Below are 21,769 nucleotides of genomic sequence, written 5' to 3'. Positions count from 1 at the left end.
TGTCATTAGCTTTTTTGACGCTTTTTTGAGTTAATGAGTACTGAAATTGAAACGAAAACAATCAAGAAAACGAGATACATAACCAAATCCTGCCATGTAAGTGAAAAGTTGGTGTTCAATTCCTCCTTAGTCATGACAGTTGTAATACGTAATCCTGTAAAAGTCGTGACTTCACTTGTTTCAGTGATTATAGACAGTTCATAAATGTAATCGATTAAGAACACGATTGACCAGATTACTGTTCCGATTCCGATGTACTTTGTAATTTTCATCTTGGCACCTCATATTCTTTTCTTAAGATTAAATATAGAACACATAGTAGTATAATCAGCGAAGGGTACAATGCTCCTTCAAAGCTAATGAGTGCAGATAAAATGATCATAATGACGAATGTTAAAACGGATGCGATTGTCTCATTGACGTTACTTTGCGACTTGGGAAATAGAAATCCTGCAATCGTCGCGACAAAAAAGATATTGATGCCGTACATAAAAGGGTCAAGACTTTGCTTCTCTGCGATTCCGACATATAGGGCTGGAGACATCAAAATGATGGAAACCCCAAGCAAAGAAATAAGTTCTGTCAACGGACTAATCTTGTAGATGCTGAATAACTTGCGAACGGAAATCATAGCATCTCCATAGGTAATCGCTACGATGCCAAGGATGGGTAATAAGAATAGCCACAGTTGGAGCGTACCGTCCAGTCCATTTTGAATGAATGAACCAATGGAGATGACGATTAACAATGCCCAAAAATATAGGAAATTTTTACTCCGTATAATAGCAGGCATCGTGGTGGCCAGTCCAATACTAAACGCCGGTAGCACAATTTTAAAGTAATTCAAATGTACATATATATTGTCTTTTGCGAAAAACATGGAATTTAATAGATACGCAATTGTCCCAATCATAAGACTAGCGAAGAAGACGATGCATGTCATTACAAGAATAGATTCTTTTTGCACACTGGTCCAGGCGTCTACCTTAAAGCGGGTGACTAAAAAATGAACCATAACGAGTACAACGATCAAAAAATCGAGGGCAAAAGTTAACAAAATTCTTTTCGTAAAAGTAGTATCTTTCAAGACAAGAGTATATATCAAATCAAATATAAAAAAACTAGAAATGAACAGTGTGTGAAGCGTCATGAGTACAAGACATGCAGTGAAGATGTTCATCGGTATAAGTTTAAGTGTTGGTATGACAATGATAATTAACAATTCAAAGAAGGCTAAAGCAACACTTAACTTAAAAATCATTTGGCTAACACTGACTTCCTTTTCGGAGAACGGAAGAGTTTTAGCAAAAAATAAGGAATTTTTACTCAAGCTGACGGTTGAATTAACTAATATAAACAAAAGTGCACTTAAGATTAAGATGACATTGAAATAACTACTTAGTGTCATTTTAGCTGCAAACATAAGATTCGCGCTATTTCTGCCTTGAATGATATTGCTTAAAGCGTTGAGTTCAACCATGTTCAAGTAAAAGTAACCGAGATAGAGAAGGATGAGGATTAGAATTATTCCATAGCGATTGACTTTGCTCCTAAAGAATGGTCGGTTAAACAAACCGTGGAACGTATCGTTATAAAAAAACTTAAGGATGCATAAAATGTTTTTGAATTTCAATGAGTTTGTCATGTAAGACGCTCTCCTGCTTAATAAATTTTGTTAGCTCGTCTGGAGACCCAGTAAAGGAATCCACTGTACCTTTGCGCATGAGGCGTACATCATCAGGAAAACGATCAATGGTGTTCCGTTCATGCGAAACGATGATGATTTTTTTCTTATTGCTGATCGTAGCGAAAATTTCTTGAACGAGAATCACGGTATCAAAGTCGAGTCCTCCTAAGATTTCATCTGCAATTATATAATCAGTATTTGCAGCAATCGCAACTGCAATTTGGATTTTCTTTTTCATTCCAAATGAATAGGACTCAATCGTCTTGCTTTGGCTTGGCGTCATATCTAAAATATTTAATAAATTTGGTAATTGATTATAGTTACTTGTATCATATCGACTTAAAACAAAATCGGCATATTCTTTACCAGTCATGAAACTTGGTAAATAAAAATCAGAGGGCAGATAAAAAAACTTCGATTTATATTCACGACTTCCTGGTTTTAACCCGTCCAGTAAAATCTGACCCGAATCCGGTTGAAGTAGGTTAGTAACCAAATTCAACAAAGTGGTCTTACCACTCCCGTTGATTCCGACGATGACAGTGACTCCTGTTTGAGAGAAATTTGTACTTAGATGTTCGATGATAACTTGTTTTCCATACTTTTTTGATAGGTTCTTAATTTCTAACATGCATAATCGTCTCCTAATAAAAAGGGGTTCAAGAACCGCTTCCTCTATAAGTAAAGTTAAGAGGCTTTACAGCCAATTCCCATTTTCCAAATTTTTGGCCAGTGAAGTTTAACATTAGGTTGCCTTTCACCCAATGAAAGTATGATGATCTTAGATACCTATTATTTTACGTTTTTTATTTTAAGACCCAAAATCTGTTTAACTACCAGACTAATGGTCAGAACTAATAATGAGATTTCTAAACAAATTTCTTATTCAAATCTTCACCATTTACATTAAAGAAATAAATAAGGAGCGCTATAGCCATCAATCCCATTAGAATATATACTTTATAGGCCTTAAAAAACTTGATTGTTAAACTAATTACGAGAAATACTCCTACGAATATTAATAATTGAATTCCTAATGACACCCCCCTTATCAACTAATATTAACCATTTTTCTATTTTTTCCTTCTAACAAACTTCTACCCTTTTTACGTTTTTTCTTTCAATTTCAAGAAGTTTAACATACAAAAAAATCTTATTAGTGCATTCTCCACACCAGATTGTAAGGTTAATAGATTGTTTTGTTGCGATTGCTTTTCAATAAAAAATTGTATAATATTTACATATACACATTGGAGGTGATGACCGAGGACGTCTAATTACCATTGTATGTTTAAAATTTCGTTTTACTATTTGGAATGATGTAGTGTCTATACGTACTCAAACTATACTAATCAAATCGAATAATCCAAAGCGACATCTGTATTCACTTTTAAAAAAGGAGATACACTATGGGATTAAAAACTTTGCGTCACCTGTTATGTATGACTGTTCTCTTTTTATTTGTAGTCGCTTGTTCTGATTATAATGAAGCTTCAACAATCAAAAACTCAACTGAAGGTCAATTAGACAAAAAAGCTTTAGCAGATGCAGCCTTTTTAGTTAACTATTCGAACTACGCATCTGTATATACCCCTGATAGAAGCACTAAATTTGCAGCAATCTCATCTAATGGAAAAGTATTAGATGTGACCCCTTGGTTATCTGGAAAAGGTGCGATTCGTATGGCTGAAGACCAAAATAACGGCTATATTTCCTTTAATCGTGGTACCGCTCGTTATCAAGTGAATTTAAAATCCGGAGCAATTCAAAACCTCAATCCTCCCAAATACAATCAAAGTATTTCTTTTGCAATGGACTCTTCTACCCAATCAAATTATGTCGTTTATGATTATGCTCAAAGTGAGAGCAAAAGCCAAGAAATGATTTATTTCAATAAAAAAGATCTAAAGAAAAAAGTACTTAAATTACCTAAAGGTACTGGATTCTTAAATTCTTGTTTACTAACAAGTAATCCTAAGGTAAATTATTGTGCTACTTCTCATTCAGAAATGAGAGATTATTTGCACAAAATCGATTTAAAAAATGGAAAGGTTCTTCAAACAATGAAGCTGCCTCATTTGAAACATCGATCTTTAGTTACTGGAGGCGTTGGTAACTTAAAAATTGGTGAGCTAAATGGTAAACTTTACTTCCCTTATGAACACCAATTTGATAAGCCTTATAAATCCGAACTAATTGTCGTAGATCCAAAGAAAATGAAGACAAAAAAAATAATGGAAGTACCTCAAAAGAATTTCACACCCAAATCCTTATTTACTTATAAAGGTGTTTTACATTTATGGTCTGAGTATGGTTTTTATACTGTAAACCAGGATGGTAAGTTTAATAAAATAGAAATGAAATTCTCCAAACAACATAAGAAATTCCTAAAAAAGAACGATGGTATGATTCGAGAAGTCAGATATGTAGGAGACAAAGCCTTTGTATTAATAGAATATATGGATGTATCTCATGAAACAGGAGAAATTGATGAAGTGGATTTAAAAACAGGTAAAATCATAAGAAAAACAGTTTTAGATTTTAAAGAATCTGGAGAGATGATGGGAAAACTCAGCTTCCTTATCCTCCATAAAAAAAATAAGTCTTAATCCATACAATTAACACCAAAACAAGCGCGAACAATCTTGTTTTGGTGTTTTTCATTTACAAACTTTACAACTCCCGAATCTGCTTACTTAACTCCAAAAATCGTCGATCAAGTGCCTCGTAATCTGGATGATCAGCTTGCAAAAAGCTTAATTTTCCAAGTACTTCTTGACGCTCCGTTTCGAGAACGAGACGTTTGGAAGCACGGTCCTCTTGTTGAGTAGGCTCCTTTTTTTCAAGCTGCAGCAAGCCATTATGAAGTGCAAAGTGACGATTGCTTACTTTTTCTAAAAAATAGCGATCATGTGAGACGACGAGTAAGGTGCCGGTATAATGAGCAAGCGTCTCTTCTAGCTGCTCGCGAGATGGTAAATCTAAATGATTTGTTGGCTCGTCTAGCAACAGAATTGTACGTTCTTCTAATAAATAACGAAGCAGTTTACATTTCACGCGTTCACCCATGCTTAAGTTTGCGATGGGCTCGTGCCAATGGTTAGCAGTAAAGCCAAGGGAAATCATTAACGTTTGCACACGACCACGATCCGCTTTTGTTTCTTGCGCAAAAAGGTCAGCGGGACTTTGATGCAGAGGCAAATCAAATACCTCTTGTGTTAAATAGCCGATGGTTGCTGCAGGTGACAACCATCGCTCGCCGCTTGCTTCCTCACGACCCGCTACGATATTTAAAAAGGTCGTTTTTCCGCTTCCATTGCTGCCGGTTATGGCAATTTTCTCGCCGCGCATGACGGTAAAGGACACCTCTTCAAACAACGTTTGCTTGCCAAAGGCTTTGCTTACATTGCGCCACTGAAGTAACCGCTTGCCTGTTCGTTGCTCTTTCTTTAATGAAAACTGGACGACGTGATCGGGTGTAACGTGCGTTGCTTTAGTTCGCTCTAATTCTTTTTCTAGTCGCTTTTGCTTCGATTTAACTTGAGCATCCATTTTCTTCGCTTTGACGCGAAAATATTCTTTATACCCTTCTTGCTTTGTTGATTGCGCATGGGCTTGATCTGCCCACGATTTTAAGCCTTTTATTTGTTGCTCGATGCGTTTGACCATGTGCTGTTGTTTCTCATACGCTTTTTGCTGCGCAGCCCGTCGCTCTTGGCGCACGTTCATATAATGCGTATAGTTACCACTTTGTTCGATGAGCGTGCGCTCTTCTATGCTCCAAATTTTCGTCGCCACTTCATCTAAAAAGAAGCGATCATGCGATACGAACACAATACTGCCAGGATACGCTTGAAATTGTTGGCGTAAAAAGTCAAGACTTTCTTCGTCCAAATGATTCGTTGGCTCGTCTAACAACAAAAGATCACCCTGTGCCGCAAAGCCTTTTGCAAGCCGCGCTTTGAGCTTTTCACCACCACTAAGTGACGAAAATGGCAGCGGCGGGACGTTCCATTGTTGAAGCAGCTTGCGTTCGTATGCACTCGGTTCCTGTCGTTCATACTCAGCGGCTTCTTGCTCGACCATAATCGGTGTGTGCTGTGATTCAATGACACCTGTCGTTGGTAAAAGCTTGCCGGCAAGCAACTGTAATAGCGTAGACTTGCCCGCTCCATTGCGACCAATGATGCCAATTCGCTCACCTTTTTGTACCGTTCCATTCACCTTTTCTAGTAAAATCTCTTCTTTTATTTCATACGTTAGATTGTGTAGTTGCATACGCTTCATCCTTTCTCTCATGCCGAGAGAACCAAAAAAATCCTCCCGGGTTCTAGGGGAGGATTAGCACTGCCTAATCAATAATCATAGTGAAATAAACGTAGCGTAGGCAACGTTAAGAGATGATTTTGGGCAGACTAATCCAATTTGTCACAATTTGAAATGTATTGATTTCAAATGTTAGAAATAAGATTAGTACTTCATCGGCCACCCATCATCCCTTCTGTTGTTGTTGTTTCTATAGTATACCAAAAACAATTGGCATGTTCCACCAATTTTACAGTTGTTGCCGATTGCGGCTGCGTTGATCAGTTACGAGCGTCCCGCTATAGAACATGTTTTTACCCGGCCGATCACGCCAAGCCGCCGTAGAATCATAATACGCTTGCTGAAGGTCAATCGTCGTTAGACAAAACCCTTCTTCATGCTTCGCTAACTTACCGGCAATGACACCATCCGGTTGCACGATAAAGGCTCCCCAACAGCTCGTTTTCGCTGAGCTATTGCTGCAGCTAATCCACATATAATGGTTAGCAGCATAACTTACCATCGTCGCTGGCATCGTTAGTTCGGGATACGTGCTACCTGTATTATAGGCTCGTAGGACCGGTGGCACACATTGTTCCATGTCGAATAGTCGTGCTTGTGGTATGTTGCCGGCATGATAGCTATGAAACATCACATCGACTCCTCGTTGTTTGTAGACGCGATACAGCTCTGGATAGCGATAATCATGACAAATTTGCACCCCACAAACACAGTCACCAATGGAAAACACACAAAAATAATTTCCCGATGAGTAGTGCGCTAAATCGCCGTGCGCTTCATCTTGTCCTGCACAAAACATTTTATCGTAACGATCGAGCAACGTTCCTTCATCGGTAATCACGTATACACAGTTACGGGGCTTATGCGGCGGCAAAAGTGGATGAGCCGAACCGACTAACACCCAAATGCCCAAATGACGCGCGGCGAGCATTACCTCTTCCGTACACGACTTTAACAACGCCCAATCAAGCGCTGCAAACGTTGGACAATCTACCCCCGCATAGCCTGACAGCGCCCCTTCTGGAAAATGAATTACATGTGCGCCTTGTGCTTTTGCTGCTGCCATTTGTCGCAGCACTTCCTCAGTATTGCGCAACACATCGGCTGACACCGGAAACTGACTCGTAGCAACAACGATGGATGACATGCTTCCCCTCTCCCTTCTCTTTCTTACTACGAAAAAACACGAGAAAATTCCTGCTTCCTAAAAGAATTTTCCCAACATGAAATAAATAACAATTATGCTATATTAAAGATATACCGTGCGTGTAACAGTAGATGCATGCTTGCTCTTATCTTAAAAAAAGTAGGTGATCTTGTTGGCTGAAACCATCGCTATTCCTCAACCGAAAACGTATGGACCACTTGGAAATTTACCGCTTATTGATAAAGAACATCCGACACTTTCTCTCTGGAAAATGGCTGAGGAACAGGGACCTATTTTCCGCATGAAGTCCCCCGCCTCTCAGTCGATTATCGTTTCAGGTCACGAGCTGGCGCGCGAAGTATGTGATGAAACGCGTTTTGCCAAAAGCATTGAAGGGGCGTTAGAAAAAGTGCGTGCGTTTGCAGGCGACGGCTTGTTTACGAGCTGGGGCGATGAGCCGAATTGGCAAAAAGCACATAACATTCTTATGCCCACTTTTAGTCAGCGTGCCATGAAAGGCTATCATCCCATGATGGTCGATATTGCACAGCAATTGCTGCAAAAATGGGCGCGTTTAAACCCCAATGAACACATTGACGTTCCGGAAGATATGACGCGACTGACGCTTGATACGATTGGGCTTTGCGGCTTTAATTATCGCTTTAATAGCTTTTATCGCGAACGGTCTCATCCATTCATTGAAAGCATGGGGCGCGGCTTAGATGAAGCGATGCAACAAATGCAACGCCTGCCGTTTCAAGAGCGCTTTATGTTTGCGACGCGCCGTCAATTTCAGCGTGACATCACGACGATGTTTTCTCTCGTAGACGACATTATTGCTGAACGAAAAAAACATGGAACTAGTGATGCGAAGGATTTACTTTCACTCATGTTAAATGGAAAAGATCCCGAAACGGGACAAAAGCTAGATGATGAAAACATTCGCTATCAAATCATTACGTTTTTAATCGCCGGTCATGAAACGACGAGTGGTTTGCTTGCCTTTACGCTGTACTTTTTACTACAGCATCCTGATGTCTTACAGAAAGCCCAACAAGAAGCTGATGCCATCTTAAGCGACACGCCAACATATGAAGAAGTGACACAATTAAAATACATTCGCATGATTCTTCACGAAACGTTGCGCCTATGGCCAAGTGCGCCAGCTTTTGGCTTATATGCTAAAGAAGATACAGTTGTTGGTGGTAAATACGAAATCAAAAAAGGCGAACGCGTAGTGCTTCTTTTGCCTCGCTTGCATCGTGACAAAGAGGCGTGGGGAGAAGATGCGGATCGATTTCGCCCAGAGCGATTTCTTGATTATAAAAGCATTCCCCATCACGCCTATAAGCCGTTCGGCAATGGTCAGCGCGCTTGTATTGGCATGCAATTTGCGCTTCATGAAGCAACGCTCGTCATCGGCATGCTGCTGCGCCGTTTTACGTTGGGTGATCCGACAAACTACACGCTCGATATTAAACAAACGCTAACCATCAAGCCAAATTCTTTTTTTATAACAGCAGCCCCACGTGTAGATGCACCACCATTTATGCAGCAGGAAAAGACGACTTCTTCACAAACACCACAACTCGTCGTAACTGGAAAACCAGCCTCGCTCCTTGTCCTATACGGTTCCGAAATGGGGACCGCAGAAGGGATGGCACGTGAAATAGCCGAGACTGCCAGTCAGCGTGGCATTAAAAGCACTGTCGCTCCGCTTTCAGCTGGCATCGATGCGCTGCCAACAGACGGAGCTGTATTGATTGTCACCTCTTCGTATAACGGCAAGCCGCCTAAAAACGCTGAACGCTTTCTGAACTGGCTGTCCACACTTGACGAAACGGCACTACGCGGTGTTTCTTTTAGTGTATTTGGCTGTGGTGATCACAACTGGGCAGCTACGTATCAAGCCGTGCCCCGGCAATTGGAACAGCTGTTGCTAGCGAAAGGTGCGACCGTCTTTTCCATGCGTGGTGAGGGCGATGTCGCTCATGACGTCGAACAAGCGTGGCAGCACTGGAAGCAACACATGTGGAAAGATGCGTGTGAGACGTTTGATCTAAAGGTGGAAGAAACTGACGTACCTTCTGTTGCAGCACTTGAGGTAGAATGGGTGACTCACGAGAAAACGTTACCGCTTCTTGACCATTACGGTGCTTTTAAAGCAAGTGTAATAAAAAATGATGAGCTTCAGCGCGGTCACGAACGCAGCACACGCCACCTTGAGCTTCTATTACCAGCTCACGTCTCGTATCACGCAGGCGATCATATCGGCATTTTGCCAAGCAATAGCGTAGATTTGATTCAGCGCGTTATAAAGCGCTTTGCTCTCGCGCCTTCTGCCTATGTGAAACTGCAAGCTTCTTCGTCTCTGGCCACGCATTTACCGCTCGGTGAAACCGTAGCGATTGAAGATGTATTGCGAAACTGTGTAGAGCTGCAAGACACGGCAACACCCTCACAAATCGAGCTATTGGCAGCACATACGAACTGTCCGCCACATGCGCAACAACTGCGTGCACTCGCGACAGGCGATTCGTATCAACAAGACATTGTAAAAAAACACATTTCGATGCTAGATTTACTCGACCGTTACGAGGCGTGTGAACTTCCTTTTTCACTATTTTTAGGAAGCTTAAAACCGTTGCGCCCGCGCTTTTATTCGATTTCAAGCGCACCGACTGTTTGCAAAGGACGCGTGAGTATCACGGTCGCTGTCGTTTCCGGGAAAGCTTATGGCGGTGACTACGAATACCGCGGGGTAGCAAGTAATGACTTAGCACAAAAAGCAAAAGGTGACGAAGTATATGCTTTTATGCCTTCACCGAATACCGCTTTTCACTATCCAGAGGATCCGGCCACTCCGCTCATCATGGTTGGACCTGGAACCGGCCTAGCACCTTTTCGCGGCTTTTTACAACATCGTGCCTTCCTACAGCAACAAGGCATAGCGTTAGGACCCGCGCATCTTTATTTTGGCTGTCGCAACGAAGAGGATTATTTGTATCGTGAAGAGCTCGCAGCATATAACGAACAACAGCTCGTCACCTTGCATACTGTCTTTTCACGAACCGGTAACACCGACGTAAAGTACGTCCAACATGTCATGACACAGCACGCCGAGGAATTGTTGGGCTTACTACAGCAAGGCGCAAAGCTCTGCGTATGTGGCGATGGTACCCATATGGCTCGCGACGTAGAAGCAACGCTCCTCTCACTCTATGAAACGCAGTATCAAACAAGTCATGAAGAAGCACAGCAATGGCTAACTTCACTTCAACAAGCTGAACGCTATGTAAAAGATGTATGGAGTAACTAAACGAAAGGATTTCAACCGATGCTTACGTATGAACGAAAAAATACAATCATTACAATTACCGAGGCAGTGCCAAGTAACGCACCGGCACTGTCTCACCTCCGTCATCAACTAGACGGTGAAACAGAAAACTTTGATCGCGAACAAGGCGAAGCATTTCTTGATCCTACCGCCTTTCGCGCACTCATTGAACAAGATCACCAAAGCCCACACAACCTTTGTCTCGTCGCGACGATTGATGAGCAAATCGTCGGTTACGCACGCTGCCAAGGAAGTAACCTCGCACGCTTGCAGCATCGCGTGGAATTCGGTATGGGCGTCCTAGAAGCCTATTGGGGACTCGGTATCGGCAAACAATTGCTGCTATCTTGCATTTCCTGGGCGAAGGCGCAGCGTCTTCATAAAATGACACTAACCGTCCTCGCCACCAATGAACCTGCCATCTCCCTTTATCACCATCTCGGCTTTCAACAAGAAGGCTGTCTTGTGGATGATAAATACCATCGTGACGGTCGCTACTACGATACGCTCTTGATGGGTCTATTTTTAAAAAGTGTAGGTGAATAGAGGATGAGTCGCTACCGAGCGTATGGAATGATTGGCTACTTATTTCTTTATACGAGTTTTACGTTTTATGTAGATGCTAAGAACGGGAACGGAATCAGCTCTCTCATTATGCTAGCTATAGCCGTTCTCTGCTTTTTTTTACAATATCGACTTACTGTCCCTCATCGTGCTGCACAAAACTACGCACGACAAGGAGCACTGCTGCTTCTCACCATCGTTCCGGCTCTCTGGCTTAGCGGTCATGATCCCTTTTTCGCAAAACTATTCATGGCAGTTACCACATTGACGCTCATATATTACAATAGCCAGCAAGAAGCTCTTTTCACAAAAGAAGCGATGATCCGGTCCACCGTCTGGTATGAACTGGCTCAGGCGGGTATTTTTGAAGGCACCCTTACGATTACGCCAACGTTGCTTCAAGACGCGATTGCATCCGATCCAGACTTTTTCCACTTTTGTTCAGAACAGCTAAAAGACGAACCAAACATTTCTTATGTACTAGATTCTTTTTGGTTTCATGAGCAAAAAATTCACCTGAACGTCTCCTATGATTCTATTGAGAAACAAATAATGGTCCCGCTGCTCGCCCATTTGCGGGCAATCTATGAGGAAGAGAGCAGGTATGCTTTATGAACAAACAATCCTTTATACTAATCGGTTGTAGCGGCTATCTTCTATTATTTACTGGATTGTATACGTACGTTAGTAGTCAGCAACCCTCACTACTTCTCTCTAGTAGCTATGGCGCGCTTGGCATTGCCTTGCTTGTACTTCAGCAGTACAGTTCATTTGCCGTCAAACTAACAGAGCGGTGGTTAGAACTGCTCATTCTCATAGGTGGTGTAAGTGTTGCGCTATGGTTACCGGCTACGACGTATACGATCCTGATTTTATGTACGAGTTTTGTAGGAAGCATGGTAGTAAACACTCAGCGTAAAGACCAGAAAGAGTCCGTAGAAACGACCGTTCGCGCTGCCATGTGCCAAGAACTATTTTTGCGTAACGTCAAACAAGGAAGCGTAACGATTACACCAACCCTACTAGCACAAGCAACACCTTCAGACGATGCGCTCTTCACCTACTGTGCGCAACAGCTAGCGAACGAACCTGAAATTCCCTATCTACTGAATGTTTGTTATTACGACAAGCAGTGTGTGTTTTTAGTGGCGTCCCAAGAACCGATCGAAATGCGTGTTGCACGCGCTATTGTGGCGAGCCTCCATAGGCAGATGAAGACAGAATGAAGTGGCACAAGCATGAAACTACAGGCAATCTGCCAACAGTGAGGAAAAAATAAAATAAAGTCTGTTTAGCACACAAAAGCATCCTCTCCGTGATCTTAAGCTCCTAATTATCTCTCTCGAATTTTGGGTGCATTTGATGACTGCTTCCATCTAAAATCAAATGAACGAGCAACATAAAAAAATGGCTTGATCACCGAAACGAATGATCAAGCCATTTTTTATATGCTATGGTCGTTTATATCTCAGCCTCACTTGTATTTCGGCTAACGTTCAATAAAATACTAACTAGTCAATCACGCGCTTAAATACGTTTGCAGCTGTTGTTGTAATGAGCCATTTTTCGTATTGAGCATGGCTAAATTAATGGCTAATGACCGTCCCTCTGGACGATAGATGCGAATCATATAGGTTGTCACTCGGACGAAACTATGCATATTGACCAATTGCGTTGTATACTTTTCATTTCTTGTATGTAGAACATCTTCCCACGATACAAAATGCGTCCAAAAAATAAAAGAGCGAATCGTAATGCCAGCGTCCTCCACTTTAACTATGGGACGTGGATCGACGAGCTGAATAAATAGAAGTACGCTAACTACCGTTAACATGATTAAAAGGAGATAACCAGCCGGACTCGTTTCGCCATTAATTACAAATAACTCCATACTCACGCCAAAATAAATTAATCCTAAAAGCAAGGCTAACATAATGACACACTTAACTCGGTTTGTATAATACGTACCCGTTGTTTGTATAATTTCCATCACTAACACTCCTTCCTCTTTTCACTGTAAAGTTTATCCATCAATATCATTCTCCACAATACAACGATATTACCTTTTTCCTGTTATACCCATAGGAAAAATTTCTTATTTCCGTTTGCTATTTTCCAAAAATCACCCCTCACGTTATAATTAAAGAGATTACTTCAAGAAAAGGTGAGTCTATATGTACGAACAAGGACAGCAAGATCATTGGAATGGTCGCATCGACCATCCGACGGAAAAAAGTAATTTTCGTTACCATCAAGTAGTTAAAGCCATTCACCTTGATCAGGCGGAGCCATTTCCTCACACTACGTGTGGTATTCTCGGCTTTCAATGTGAAGAAGGTGTATTTCGCAATCAGGGACGTGTCGGTGCCAAACAAGCTCCGAATGCGCTTCGCCAGCAGCTAAGCTCGTTAGCCTTTCGCCATGCCCATGCGCACCTCGTCGATGCGGGCAATGTAACGTGCGAAGGCAAGAACCTCGAACAGGCACAAGCACTTCTCGGCGAAAAAGTAACGTCACTGCTGGCAAAAAAAGCAACACCGATCATTTTAGGCGGCGGTCATGAAACACTTTACGGACATTATTTAGGAGTGCGCCAATTCATCGGCCAAGAGGCTCGCCTCGGCATCATTAATATTGATGCCCACTTCGACTTACGTTCCTACGAAGAACAGCCTTCTTCCGGAACGATGTTTAAACAAATTCTCGATTCCGACCCCAACGCTAGCTACTGCGTTCTCGGCATTCAGCGCTATGGCAATATCGAACAACTTTTTCATACAGCAGATCAATTAGGCGTCACGTATATTCACGAAGATGAAATGACAGCGCTTACGATGCCAACTATTGTCGAGCAACTGAATGACTTTGTGGCACAACACGATTTTGTCATACTTACGCTATGTATGGACGTTCTTAATGCCGCATTCGCCCCTGGCGTTAGCGCCCCATCACCATTCGGCTTACAACCTAACACCGTCCGCACCATCATTAACACCGTGCTTTCTCATCGTAACGCCCTTTCCTTTGACCTTTGCGAAGTCAATCCATCCTTAGATGGTGATCAGCGCACGCAAAAGCTCGGCGCTTATTTTATTAATGAGGCTGTGATGAGTGTGAGTAAGCGGGGGTAGTATAGCAATAAGGCTCGATTCAGTTGAAAATGAAATAAAACGTTTTATTCGTGAAGAGTATAAAATATAAACTAGACTAGTCTACACTCTCATTCAAAGAAAAAGAGGCAGTTCACATGATCACTTTACTCAAACAACATTATCGTAAAATTAGCGCATATATTTTTTTAATGGGATCGATTTTATATATTCTTCCTAAAAACACTTCTTGGCTCGGTTATCTTATAGCGAACATCGTTATTCTTCTATTAAGTTTGTTTTTATTATCTCGTCATGTAACCGAAAGTAATATTGTAAAAAGAAATTTCACTAAAATCTGTACGGTTATGATCCTCACTACATTTGTACTAAGTTTTTTTACAAAAAACACGACATGGTTTAATAATTTTTACTTTGGTTTAACTACTATACTAGCCATTTTATTTTTATTCACTCGCAATCTAACAGAGAGTGATGAATAGCTAAGCTAAACAAGAGGTGTCAGCACATACGCTGACACCTCTTACTCTACTAACTGAATATCTAATCTTTCTGTTGTTGATACGATATCAACTTTTTGCGTTCCTTTTGTATAAATCGTCGACGCACCCATGCGTTCTCCCTCGTGCCAGCCTTTCATTTTCAACACTAGCTGATAGCTCCACGGAATGCCATTTTCTTCGGATGCACTTGCCCACTCAGACTCATAACCATGAGGAAGCGTTTGGAGGACTTTAGCACTTTTCGGAATAGGAAAACTGCTTAATTGTCGCGCAGGCTCATAACGCACCAACGTTATCAGTAAAAAAAGTGCCACACCCGTTAGAAGTGTCGCTGAAAGAAGCAGTAACCGTGTTCTTTTTTTCATCAATACCTCCATGTAGTTATTGCGAGCTTTTCCCACGATCTCTAAAGCGCACATTCACATAAACAATTTGCACAATCCCAACCACAACCATTGCGCCTAACAAATAAAACACACTCGTTGTTATAAAAAAGGTTCCAAATACACAAAGCACCAAGCCAGTTAAAACAGCAAAGAAACTGTTCACATTGCCAAAAGCTTGTTTGTCCTCTTCTGCAATCGACCCTTCACTATACCCAGCGATTACATGCAGTAGTTTCTTTTTTCTTAAAAAATACGCAAAAACGAACGCACTCAACCCAAACACATTAAAGATGATCATAACAACAATCATACAGTCACCTCTCATTTTCTCATCGATTTCTATGCAACATTATTAGATGAGACTAACTACCCATTTATCCCCTTTTTATTTCCTACTATACTACGATTAACAATATATTACAATTCGTCTTTTCACAAGGTGGTGCCCTATGTTGAATCTCTTGCAAATCGCTTTTTTCGTACTCCTTCTCTTACTACTGACAGTCGCTTCACCGTACGTAAAGCGCTATAAATCCCCAGTGCTAATTAGTTTTTCTCTTCTGTTTCTCATCTTCTATTTTAACAACGTTACGTCTGAAGATTTCGGGAGTTCACAGTTTCTTCTGCAAACGTCTGCCGTATTGCTCGCTATTGGTTTATTACTTCGCCGCAACCTAAAAAAAGCAAGGTAGGGGGAACGCTGCTCTCTCTATCCTGCTTTATGATTGGGTTGTTGATCTATTTTCATTCTCTTGTCTAGCAGCTGAAAGCATAAGGCTGCTGCCACACCGATGACAAGAAAGAGAAGCCAGCTCCAGAACGTGTCGTTCACCTTATTTACCCACGCCCCTATGTAATTGCCAATCGAACCGCCAATTGCCCAGCTTGCTTGAAACAGTCCAAAAAAGAGACCAGCAGGCTTATTGTTGCTAAATTGAGCAACAGTCATTTCTGCTCCTGGCAAAGCAAGTGTTTCTCCGACCGTATAAAAAAACACGCATACTAACAACCAATAGATGGAAGGGACAAGCCCTATGAGCGCAATGGCTACGCCCATCAGTATGACGCCTGCTTTAACCATCGTTAGTGGATTCTTTGTTAAGAAAAATTTGCGTAAAAAGAACATAAGACAAAGTCCCGCGACACCATTTAACACAAAAATGGAACTAACAAGCTGCTTATTGGACGTTAAGTCGTATCCTTTGACCGGAAAAGAAATATTTAATTGCGAAAACATCATCCAAAATAACGTGAGAACCGCTAAAAATAGCAAAAAAGGCGTATTAGAAAAGGTCACTTTTAAGCTGTCGACTATTTTTCGGTCATCTTTTACAGTAGCAGGCAGTTGTTTGCTGTACAGCATGATTGCTATAGCGACGACAATCATCGTCGCCCCTGCGATCGTAAACGGATAGACTGGATCGAATGCCACGAAGACAGCACCAATCAGCGGGCCGACAATGACACCCGAATTGAGCATCTGATTAAAGTATGTAAATGTCTTTTTACGAATCGTTTCCGGTTGGGCAGAAAAAAAGGCTGACACGGATGGATCAAACAAGGCACCACCAAACCCAACGAACACCGCTGCAATCACAATGCTCCAAAATTCATGGGCGACGATCAAACCTCCAAAGCCGAGCGCTCGCACAATCACACCAGCGATCACATTAATTCTGTGACTACCACGGTCACCTAGAAAGCCAGTAAAAATCGGCACACCTCGTTGGGTAACAAGAATCGTCGTTAATACCGTTCCCACCTGCCATGACATAAAATGAAGATCGCTGCTCAAATAAATCGCCAAAAAAGGCATAATCATAAAACTCCCAGTATTCATAAACAACACCGCACCGAGCAATACCGTAATAGATTGTGGAAGTCTCTCTTTGTTCATAGTACCCTCCTAACATCGTTTGTTACCATAAAATTCCCTATTGTAGATAAGCGTAAACGAGGTAAAGGGCTTATGTACATCCATCAAATAGACGAAATGGCGTCATAGGCCTTCGCTCCTATGACGCCATGATGAAAGACTGTCCAGACACAGCCCTTTTGATATTTTTTCCCGCATTGAACACTACTCACTCTTAAGCACGTTAATATCTAGGTAGGCCTCTTACAGAAGTGTAAAATGTTACATGAACGGCTAAAGCGATAATCATTGATAGAGCCGCAAAGTAAATTAAAGGCAGTGTACCTAGCTGTAGCGAAAGTACGACTCCACCTAATGTAGCTCCAATCGAACTTCCTAAGTAATTTACCGAGCTGTTTAAAGCGACTGCAGCGCTTCCATTTTCAGGTTGATAGCGTAATAAGGCATGCTGCTGAGGTGCTATACAGGCCCATCCCATCGCTCCCCAAACAAAAAAAGGAACATATTTAAAAAACGGGAAACTCATAACGAATGGAATACACAAAATGGATATAGCGAGAAGGACTAATATGAAGGTCACCAGCTTTTTCGTATTTTTACACCGATCCACTACATGACCAATAAGCAAACTACCAATCATGCCACCAAATCCCCAAGCCCATAAAAATGTAGTAAGACTTTCTTTAGTTGAAAACTCTTTAATCAAAGGTGCAAGATACGTATATAGGCCAAGACTAGCAATACTCGCAAAAAAAGTAATCATCACCGTTATGGCTACCCGTTGATCTACCAACATTTTCAATCTCTCTTTTAAAGCAGGTGGTGGGGATGCTGGAAATTCGGGGAGCCATTTAAATATTCCTAAGGAAGCAATGACCCCGATAACAACTAATACAAACAAACAAGCTTGCCAGTTGGACACATTCGAAATATACAAACCTATAGGAACTCCGACTACAGTACCCGTACTCATTCCCCCCATAGTTAAACCTATTGCTCTACCCTTCTTGTCATTAGAAACAAGTTGTGTGGCGGCTGATACAGCTAATGGAGAAAATAATCCTGCACTGGCACCAGCAATGGCTCTGGATAGTAAGAAGGTAAAAAAAGTAGGCGAGATGATGGTCAATCCATTGGCTAATGTGAATACAACCAGCGAATATACTAAAATTTTTTTCAGTGGTTTTCCTGCAAGTAATGAAGAAAACAGTGGTGCAGATATGGCATAACACAGGGTAAATAGGCTAACTGCTAATCCTACATGAGCGACATCTGTTTGATACGTCTTACTGATAGCAGGAACTAATCCTGCTATAATGTACGCATCAAAACCTAGCGCAAACATGCTTAAAGATAATAAGAATACTTTTTTCATTCTAAATTCCCTCTCTCGTTCATCCTCATCCCTTACTGAAAATGAATAGTTAAGTAGTGGTATAATTAGGTACCCAAACTTAACGTATCAGAGTAGGCGATTTAGCGGAACATCCATTATTTTATAAGGGTTATAACGAATGATTATAAGGCATGGAGTGATACCATTTGAACTTAGATTGGATACAAAGCTTTATTCAAGTTGCGAACGCTAAAGGAATCGCTAAAGCTGCTAAAGCAACGAATATGACGCAACCAGCAGTTAGTAAACATATTAAAAATTTAGAAAACGTATTAGGTACTACGCTTCTGTACCGTAATACGAGCGGCGTTACGTTAACACCAGCAGGCGAGCATTTTTATAAGCAAATAGCGCCTATTATGGACAACTTCAGCCGTGTCTTTCAGGAGATACAGCAATTTTCCACCAAACAGCTCATCACGATTGGTAGTCTATCTAGCCTTGCTTCCTATTATTTGCCCGAGCAACTGAATGGGCTACACTTATTGAATCAGCCTTTTTCATTACATATTGAAAATACTTCTCACAATCTTTTGAAAATGTTGAAAGCAGGAAAGCTCGATGCTGTTTTTGTTGATACAACTTATAAAGGTGAGTGCTGGTCACTTGAACTCTTTCAAGAACCTTACTTTGTCGTTTTTCCACCACAGCATCGATTTCATTTAAAACGTGAAATCTCTTTACTGGATCTGCATAACGAGCCACTCATTACACATCAACCACCTTGTGATACAAGAAGTCATATCTTGAAGCAAATGAATGAAAAAAACTTAACGCCTAACATTGTAAGTGAAGTCGCCTTTAATGATTTTATTCTTGGGTGGGTTAAAGCAGGAATGGGCATTACAATCGTCCCTGAGCTCGTCGCAAAAAACATAAGCCACCACGAACTTTTCGCCTTGCCTATTGTCGACTTTGGGAGAGAACGGGTGGTTTCACTCGTTACGAAAACGACACAATTGGGTAAGCAACTGTATCCGCATTTTGCTACGACTGCTACCTAACAAAAAAAGAATCATCCACGCTCTTTGCGCAGATGATTCTTTTCTTATTCAGTCACTCTACGCGTTTGTTTGCCCCGCCACGATCCCACTGCCATGCCGCCAAATATCAACACAATGCCGACTGTTTGTAGTAGCGTTGGGATAAAGCCTGTAAAGAGCGTATCGAGTAAAATGGCAACCGCGGGATCAACGAATACGAGGATGGCGATCCACCGTGAGGATAACTGTCGTAAGCTATCAAAAAATAAATAATAGACAAAGCCTGTGTGGAGCAAGCCGGTTGCTAGCACATACAACCAATTTGTAGCTGTTAGTGGTAAAAAGGCGTGAAAATCTTGAAATGGCAACAGCAAGAAAATGCCAAGCAACGTTTGTATAAAGGTAATCGCATAGGCGCTCGTATGAACAATTCCTTTACCGAGTAACGTTGTGCCCGCATACAACAGTGCCGCACCTACGCCCCATAACATGCCTTTTGACGTGAGAGCAGCTGTAAGGTTCGTCCCTTGCAGTCCTGATACGAGAACGGTACCGACTAAGCAGGCAGCTACAGCTAATACGGCCGCCATCGTTAGGCGTTCGCGATAGAAAAAGCTGCCGAGCAGCAAAACGAGTACCGGCGCTAAATGATATACCGAAATAGCAATTGTTACGGATGTATACTGAAATGCTTTAAATAGAAACACCCAGTTAAATACGAGAAAAACACCACACGCAAGTATGCGGAGCACTTCTCGCTTCTGCCAGTGCTCGCGCTTGTATTGGCCGCTAAACAGCCAACACATACTTAAAAAAAGCGTCGCGCAAATGCAGCGTACAAATACGAGTTCAAAGGCAGGTAAGTTCGTTTGATTGGAGAAAAAGCCTACGGATCCGAAGATGGCCATTGCTAGCGCCATTTTCACCATTGCTGCAGGAGAATCCATGCGTATTTCTCCTTTCTTTTTACGGTTGTTGTTTTTTTACAATCGCCATCGTACAACGAGAAACACAAATAAGTCGGTTGTTTTCATCTGTAATTTTAATATCCCAGACCATTGACGTGCGGCCTTTATGTAGAGGAGTTGCTGTTGCGGTCACCATGCCTTCTGCTTTGCCACGCAAATGATTCGCATTGATTTCCATGCCAACAGCGTATTCTTTTTCAAGATCCAGAAAATGATACGTTCCGATGCTTGCGATACTTTCTGCTAGTGCCACTGACGCGCCGCCATGTAGCATGCCGAGGGGTTGATGTGTGGCCGCATGCACGGGCATTGTGGCGACCGCTTGCTTCTCACTCAGCTCAATAATTTCAATCCCGAGCGCACTAAGCATTGTGTTTTCCACCTTCATCATATCCTTTACATTCATCAAAAAAACCTCCCTTTCTACGATACATTCAGCATACAAGATTGTTGCAGAAAAAGGAAAGGGTTTCCTGTTATACTGTAAGAAAAAGGAGAGATGATGATGCAAGCTTCCGCCTTACTCGTTATTGATGTTCAACACGCGTTTTTAGATGCCAAATGGGGCAACCGCAATAACCCGCAAGCAGAAGAAAACATCGGCACTTTGCTTGCCCACTGGCGTCAACAGCAATGGCCCGTTGTTCACATTCAACATACGTCGGATGACGTCACGTCACTTTTTCATCCAAGCAACGACGGCTTTGCTTTTAAAGACGTTGCCACCCCTCTTGCGCATGAACCGATTTTCACGAAAAAAGTAAACAGCGCTTTTATCGGTACGAACTTAGAAGCTTATTTACGGGATCATCACCTAACGAGCGTCGTCATTTGTGGTCTTACGACGCCACATTGCGTTTCTACAACGACGCGCATGAGCGGCAATCTCGGCTTCCAGACGAAGATCGTAGCTGATGCGACAGCAGCCTTTGATTTGTTTAACCATGAAGGCAAGCTCATGACTGCAGAAGCTGTTCATCACGCAGCCTTAACCGAATTACATCATGAATTTGCGCAGATTGTAACAACAGAAGAGCTCATCAAAAAACGCTAAGCACCTAGTGTTAAGTAGTTCAGTTTTAGTGGTTAGAAGATGTAATAGAGGATAAAAACTTGGCTAAATTACAACGATTGGCTACAAAAGAAAATAGATTGTTGTTGTCCATAATCCTATTGGCGAAGAAGAATTGAATAATAGAAAGAAACAATATAAACTCCTATCGCATAACGAAGTACGCTCATTACTGACTATTTTAAGAACCTTCTATAACATTTGTGAAACCTACAAATCAGCAGATGGGAACGTTCATACTCCTGCAAAACGTTTAGGGTATTACCGACAAAGTTTTTGACCTGAAAGATATAATTTATCAAAGATAGTTTGTATATTTAAATGGTAAATTTACGTTAATATTAAAATATAGATGTTCAACCTATCAGTTTGCCAAGGACTAAAATTGGAAATTTTCATAAATGCTCGTCTAAT

The 21,769-nt window shown here is 41.6% G+C and carries 21 protein-coding genes; 9 read left to right on the top strand and 12 right to left on the bottom strand.

Translation table 11 applies throughout. The features are described 5' to 3' along the window. Window positions 1-5: 5 nt before the first annotated feature. From A374_RS16365 to A374_RS16355, 3 genes are all read right to left on the bottom strand, one after another. Entirely contained in the window at window positions 6-272 is a 267-nt protein-coding gene (locus A374_RS16365) for a hypothetical protein (protein ID WP_007203351.1), read from the bottom strand. After that, window positions 269-1,261 carry a hypothetical protein gene (locus tag A374_RS16360; protein ID WP_238535184.1) on the bottom strand — a complete coding sequence of 331 codons (993 nt, stop codon included), beginning with the start codon at window positions 1,259-1,261 and terminating at the stop codon, window positions 269-271. Before A374_RS16360 ends, A374_RS16365 begins: the two co-directional genes overlap by 4 nt. 340 nt (window positions 1,262-1,601) lie before the next feature. Then, complete coding sequence (locus A374_RS16355) at window positions 1,602-2,318, bottom strand: ATP-binding cassette domain-containing protein (RefSeq protein ID WP_007203349.1); 717 nt, start codon at window positions 2,316-2,318, stop codon at window positions 1,602-1,604. A 778-nt stretch (window positions 2,319-3,096) separates the two neighbouring features. Between A374_RS16355 and A374_RS16350 the strand changes: the two genes are divergently transcribed. After that, window positions 3,097-4,296: a hypothetical protein gene (locus tag A374_RS16350; RefSeq protein WP_007203348.1), complete on the top strand. Its 1,200-nt coding sequence runs from the start codon at window positions 3,097-3,099 to the stop codon at window positions 4,294-4,296. 64 nt (window positions 4,297-4,360) lie between these two features. On the opposite strand, the gene abc-f is transcribed toward A374_RS16350, so the two are convergent. Both abc-f and A374_RS16340 read right to left on the bottom strand, forming a co-directional pair. After that, entirely contained in the window at window positions 4,361-5,974 is a 1,614-nt protein-coding gene (abc-f, locus tag A374_RS16345; protein ID WP_007203347.1) for a ribosomal protection-like ABC-F family protein, read from the bottom strand. Window positions 5,975-6,242: 268 nt separating this feature from the next. Continuing rightward, the gene (locus A374_RS16340; protein ID WP_007203346.1) at window positions 6,243-7,160 is read right to left on the bottom strand and encodes a carbon-nitrogen hydrolase family protein; all 918 of its coding nucleotides are present in this window, start codon (window positions 7,158-7,160) and stop codon (window positions 6,243-6,245) included. A gap of 172 nt (window positions 7,161-7,332) precedes the next feature. On the opposite strand from A374_RS16340, the gene A374_RS16335 reads away from it, so the two are divergent. Genes A374_RS16335 through A374_RS16320 form a run of 4 tightly spaced genes read left to right on the top strand, consistent with a single transcriptional unit; the run spans window position 7,333 to window position 12,287 of the window. Continuing rightward, complete coding sequence (locus A374_RS16335; RefSeq protein ID WP_007203345.1) at window positions 7,333-10,479, top strand: bifunctional cytochrome P450/NADPH--P450 reductase; 3,147 nt, start codon at window positions 7,333-7,335, stop codon at window positions 10,477-10,479. Between the two features lie 18 nt (window positions 10,480-10,497). Then, window positions 10,498-11,043 (top strand): GNAT family N-acetyltransferase, encoded by a 546-nt coding sequence (locus tag A374_RS16330; RefSeq protein WP_007203344.1) that lies wholly within the window; start codon window positions 10,498-10,500, stop codon window positions 11,041-11,043. Between the two features lie 3 nt (window positions 11,044-11,046). After that, a complete protein-coding gene (locus A374_RS16325; protein WP_007203343.1) occupies window positions 11,047-11,676 on the top strand; it encodes a hypothetical protein in 630 nt (209 codons plus the stop codon). Then, a complete protein-coding gene (locus A374_RS16320) occupies window positions 11,673-12,287 on the top strand; it encodes a hypothetical protein (RefSeq protein ID WP_007203342.1) in 615 nt (204 codons plus the stop codon). The genes A374_RS16325 and A374_RS16320 overlap by 4 nt, the downstream gene beginning before the upstream one ends. Window positions 12,288-12,580: 293 nt before the next feature. Here A374_RS16320 and A374_RS16315 read toward each other — a convergent pair whose 3' ends face one another. After that, on the bottom strand, window positions 12,581-13,051 hold the full coding sequence (locus A374_RS16315; protein WP_007203341.1) for a hypothetical protein: 471 nt from the start codon (window positions 13,049-13,051) through the stop codon (window positions 12,581-12,583). A gap of 184 nt (window positions 13,052-13,235) precedes the next feature. Between A374_RS16315 and hutG the strand changes: the two genes are divergently transcribed. Then, a complete protein-coding gene (gene hutG / locus A374_RS16310) occupies window positions 13,236-14,192 on the top strand; it encodes a formimidoylglutamase (RefSeq protein WP_007203340.1) in 957 nt (318 codons plus the stop codon). A gap of 502 nt (window positions 14,193-14,694) precedes the next feature. Here hutG and A374_RS16300 read toward each other — a convergent pair. Together A374_RS16300 and A374_RS16295 are read right to left on the bottom strand one after the other, a co-directional pair. Further along, complete coding sequence (locus A374_RS16300; RefSeq protein WP_007203338.1) at window positions 14,695-15,039, bottom strand: hypothetical protein; 345 nt, start codon at window positions 15,037-15,039, stop codon at window positions 14,695-14,697. Window positions 15,040-15,055: 16 nt separating this feature from the next. After that, window positions 15,056-15,370: a hypothetical protein gene (locus A374_RS16295; RefSeq protein WP_007203337.1), complete on the bottom strand. Its 315-nt coding sequence runs from the start codon at window positions 15,368-15,370 to the stop codon at window positions 15,056-15,058. Window positions 15,371-15,509: 139 nt separating this feature from the next. Here A374_RS16295 and A374_RS16290 point away from each other — a divergent pair, with 139 nt between their 5' ends. Next, entirely contained in the window at window positions 15,510-15,752 is a 243-nt protein-coding gene (locus A374_RS16290) for a hypothetical protein (protein WP_007203336.1), read from the top strand. A 17-nt stretch (window positions 15,753-15,769) separates the two neighbouring features. Here A374_RS16290 and A374_RS16285 read toward each other — a convergent pair whose 3' ends face one another. Beyond that, window positions 15,770-16,957, bottom strand: coding sequence for an MDR family MFS transporter (locus A374_RS16285; RefSeq protein WP_007203335.1), 1,188 nt, complete (start codon window positions 16,955-16,957; stop codon window positions 15,770-15,772). 202 nt (window positions 16,958-17,159) lie between these two features. Beyond that, window positions 17,160-18,311, bottom strand: coding sequence for an MFS transporter (locus tag A374_RS16280; RefSeq protein ID WP_007203334.1), 1,152 nt, complete (start codon window positions 18,309-18,311; stop codon window positions 17,160-17,162). A gap of 167 nt (window positions 18,312-18,478) precedes the next feature. Between A374_RS16280 and A374_RS16275 the strand changes: the two genes are divergently transcribed. Next, window positions 18,479-19,336, top strand: coding sequence for a LysR family transcriptional regulator (locus A374_RS16275; RefSeq protein ID WP_007203333.1), 858 nt, complete (start codon window positions 18,479-18,481; stop codon window positions 19,334-19,336). Window positions 19,337-19,380: 44 nt separating this feature from the next. Here the strand turns inward: A374_RS16275 and A374_RS16270 are convergent, their stop codons facing one another. Next, window positions 19,381-20,262: a DMT family transporter gene (locus A374_RS16270; RefSeq protein WP_007203332.1), complete on the bottom strand. Its 882-nt coding sequence runs from the start codon at window positions 20,260-20,262 to the stop codon at window positions 19,381-19,383. A 19-nt stretch (window positions 20,263-20,281) separates the two neighbouring features. Continuing rightward, window positions 20,282-20,689, bottom strand: coding sequence for a hotdog fold thioesterase (locus tag A374_RS16265; RefSeq protein WP_007203331.1), 408 nt, complete (start codon window positions 20,687-20,689; stop codon window positions 20,282-20,284). 93 nt (window positions 20,690-20,782) lie between these two features. Here A374_RS16265 and A374_RS16260 point away from each other — a divergent pair, with 93 nt between their 5' ends. Further along, the gene (locus tag A374_RS16260; RefSeq protein ID WP_202947705.1) at window positions 20,783-21,337 is read left to right on the top strand and encodes a cysteine hydrolase family protein; all 555 of its coding nucleotides are present in this window, start codon (window positions 20,783-20,785) and stop codon (window positions 21,335-21,337) included. The last annotated feature ends 432 nt before the right edge of the window (window positions 21,338-21,769 follow it).

Source organism: Fictibacillus macauensis ZFHKF-1, assembly GCF_000269865.1.
In the GTDB taxonomy this organism is placed as follows: domain Bacteria; phylum Bacillota; class Bacilli; order Bacillales; family Fictibacillaceae; genus Fictibacillus_C; species Fictibacillus_C macauensis.
Note: the sequence above shows the minus strand (reverse complement) of the source record. Positions and strands in the feature narration are given on the sequence as shown.